Here is a 2,023-nt window from a genome sequence, read left to right on the forward strand (position 1 = left end):
TGAACAACCCTTGCAGCAAACCATCACTCGTGCGCCGTGACGCTTCGCAACCGTGCGCCGACCGTCGGACATGCCGAGTTGAGTGCGTTGCCGAGAAATCGGTGGCTGACGGAGCCCGTCATGTTCCAGGCTGCTCGGATGACGAGCAGCGATCTCTGGGATTCTGCGACTGCCAAGCGTTACGACGAGACCTCCGCCTTCATGTTCGCTCCGGAAGTGCTCGATCCTGCGGTGAGTTTCCTCGCTGACTTGGCCGGCGACGGTCCCGCACTGGAGTTCGCGATCGGCACCGGACGGGTGGCTATACCCCTGCAGGAACGCGGCGTGCCGGTATCCGGCATCGAGCTTTCGCAGCCGATGGTCGACCAGCTGCACAACAAGCGAGCAGACATCCCCGTTGTGGTCGGCGACATGGCGACCAGCACGATGCCCGGGCAGTTCTCGCTCGTGTACCTGGTCTGGAACAGCATCAGCAACCTGCGCACTCAGGCTGAGCAGGTTACCTGCTTCCAGAATGCGGCCCGTCACCTCGCGCCGGGCGGACGGTTCGTCATCGAGTTGTGGGTTCCAGGCATCCGGCGTTTTCCGCCAGGGCAGGCGGCAGTGCCCTTTCACGTCGGCCAGCACCACGTCGGCTTCGACACCTACGACATGGCCACTCAACAGGGCACGTCGCATCACTACTGGCAACACTCCGACGGAACGGTAACCTACGGCGATAGCAATTTTCGCTACATCTGGCCGGCCGAATGCGACCTGATGGCACAGCTCGCCGGGATGTATCTCGAGCAACGTTCCGCCGATTGGAGCGGCATGCCGTTCACCGGCGACTCGGAGAGCCAGGTCTCGACCTGGCGCAAGCCGGTGTGACACCCCTCAACACACGGATCTGCCGCGATAAACGCGAAAGTCTGTGATCTGCTGTGGGTGAAGCTGGCGGGTCGGACTGGTTGAGGTCGCTGTCGTCTGCGTACTCGACGCCCTGCGGGTTGAGTAAGGTCGGCTTCACCCGCGTCGCTGACACGCTCGTTCGCCGTCCCGGCGATCACTCACCGTGGCTGGCTCGCTGCGCTGGGGATGGGGCCGGTGGGAGCAGGTTGGTGCCGTACGCGGAGGGTCCGAAACGCGCCCTCAAACGCGGCCGGACTCTGCCGCTGAGCTGGGCAAATGCGGTCGAGTTGCAGGTGGATCTCGGTGGCCGGATGCATCCCAAACCTGCTCCCTGCGGGGGCGGCTGGTCATGGCGGCTGACCTGCCGATTCAGCAGGATTGATCGTGTTTTGGTGGGGGTGGTTTTCGTGGTTTGGCGGGGGTGTGGTGGACAGGGGACCTGCTCCCCTCGGGATCGCGTTCGGCGACGCTGCAGATGCTCGCTGTCGCTGCGGCGGGTCGGCTTGTTTCCGGTTGGGTCCGGCCTTGTGTCGTGTTGGCGGTGGCCGGTGCCGGCGGGCGGCGACGCTCGCCGGGGCGGGGAGGTCGTGCGGGTCTTGGGTGCCGGTAGGAGGTCGGTGTCGGCGGCATTTTGCCCGACGCGGGTGTGGTCGTGTCCGGCTCGGCCTCGCGAAGCTTCGTAGCGGCAGGACGCCCGTGAGGCCGACGCCCGGTCGGCTGCCTCGCGCGCGGCTGGTGGTCCTGGTAGCGCAGCAGCAGTTTCGGGGATCGTGGATGTGGGCCGCCTCGCCGTCGGCCGCCGTGATCCGGCGAGTGTCACGTACGGTCACGGCGGTCCTGGCTGTCACCCGGGCAGAGTTTCCGGATTTGCCGATGATAATGCGCGACTGCACGGTTGACGTCCGAGGCGTACGACTATTACGCCGAGTTCGGTCGCCACCACCACAACATCGGGGTGGTTGATCGCGAGGTCATAAATTGTCGAGGCCGCATCGATCGCGATTCTGATTTCTATTCGGCTGGTTGGCGGGTCGGCTTGGTTCCATACCCGCACTGTGTTGTCGTTGCTGCCGGAGACGATGATGGTGCGGCCGTCGAGCTGCCCGACCGCCACCGAACGCACCCAGTCGGT

At 65.1% G+C, this 2,023-nt stretch carries 2 protein-coding genes; one reads left to right on the top strand and one right to left on the bottom strand.

Features of this window, described 5'->3' with window-relative positions; all coding sequences use genetic code 11:
* Positions 1 to 120: 120 nt before the first annotated feature.
* Positions 121 to 870, top strand: coding sequence for a class I SAM-dependent DNA methyltransferase (locus IEY73_RS32540; RefSeq protein WP_229716400.1), 750 nt, complete (start codon positions 121 to 123; stop codon positions 868 to 870).
* Between the two features lie 865 nt (positions 871 to 1,735).
* On the opposite strand, the gene IEY73_RS32545 is transcribed toward IEY73_RS32540, so the two are convergent.
* The coding region (locus IEY73_RS32545) for a hypothetical protein (RefSeq protein WP_229716402.1) at positions 1,736 to 2,023 on the bottom strand (288 nt) is incomplete at its 5' end.

The organism is Mangrovihabitans endophyticus, assembly GCF_014646155.1.
Taxonomy (GTDB): Bacteria; Actinomycetota; Actinomycetes; order Mycobacteriales; family Micromonosporaceae; genus Actinoplanes; species Actinoplanes endophyticus.

Bases quoted from the DNA above. Each gene is read 5' to 3' on its own strand.
- IEY73_RS32540 (WP_229716400.1), top strand. From the start codon at position 121: ATGTTCCAGGCTGCTCGGATGACGAGCAGCGATCTCTGGGATTCTGCG.